The organism is Vannielia litorea (assembly GCF_018424695.1).
GTDB lineage: Bacteria > Pseudomonadota > Alphaproteobacteria > Rhodobacterales > Rhodobacteraceae > Vannielia > Vannielia litorea_A.
The window spans coordinates 1-514 of record NZ_QTNQ01000215.1 but is presented as its reverse complement, the minus strand read 5'-3'; the positions used below and the strand labels follow the sequence as shown (position 1 = coordinate 514).

General features: G+C 65.0%; 1 protein-coding gene and 1 tRNA gene. One reads left to right on the top strand and one right to left on the bottom strand.

The features are described 5' to 3' along the window. Window positions 1-249: 249 nt before the first annotated feature. Window positions 250-334: transfer RNA gene (locus DYI42_RS24040), tRNA-Leu, on the top strand. A 32-nt stretch (window positions 335-366) separates the two neighbouring features. On the opposite strand, the gene DYI42_RS24035 is transcribed toward DYI42_RS24040, so the two are convergent. After that, window positions 367-514: lipocalin family protein (locus DYI42_RS24035; protein ID WP_244868126.1), on the bottom strand; the 148-nt coding region annotated here is incomplete at its 5' end.

Sequence of the window (514 nt, the reverse complement as noted above, 5' to 3'; positions counted from 1 at the left end):
GGGCGGGAGGGTGCCGGTGCCGACCTTTGTGAACGCGTCGGAGTCGAGGTTGGCGAGGATGGTTTCCTCGGCCTTTGTCAGGCCGCGTTTGCGGAAGTCCTTCAAGGTTCGCACCGTTACGCTCCACCCGTTTACCGTGCAGATGATCGGGGGAAAGGGGGCGCGGATCAAGGGAGTTGGGGCAAGTCCCGACCTACGGCGTTGCGCTGGCGGTGTGGGCGGGTATGGTCTCGCCGGAGCCGCCCCCGTGCCCGCGTGGTGGAATGGTAGACACTGGGGACTTAAAATCCCTTGGCTTTATGCCGTGCCGGTTCGAGTCCGGCCGCGGGTACCAGGGGGTGGCCGGGTGGCGGGACAAGTCCCGCCCTACGGGCGCTCGTAGCCTGTCATTTCGAGGTAGCCGCGGCCCTTGTGGGTGCCGGTGATGGTGACGGGGCCTTCCCAGTATTCGAAGCTGACATCCATCCAGGCGTCCTTTGTGAGCGCGTCGATTTCGACTTGCACGCCTTTGGCG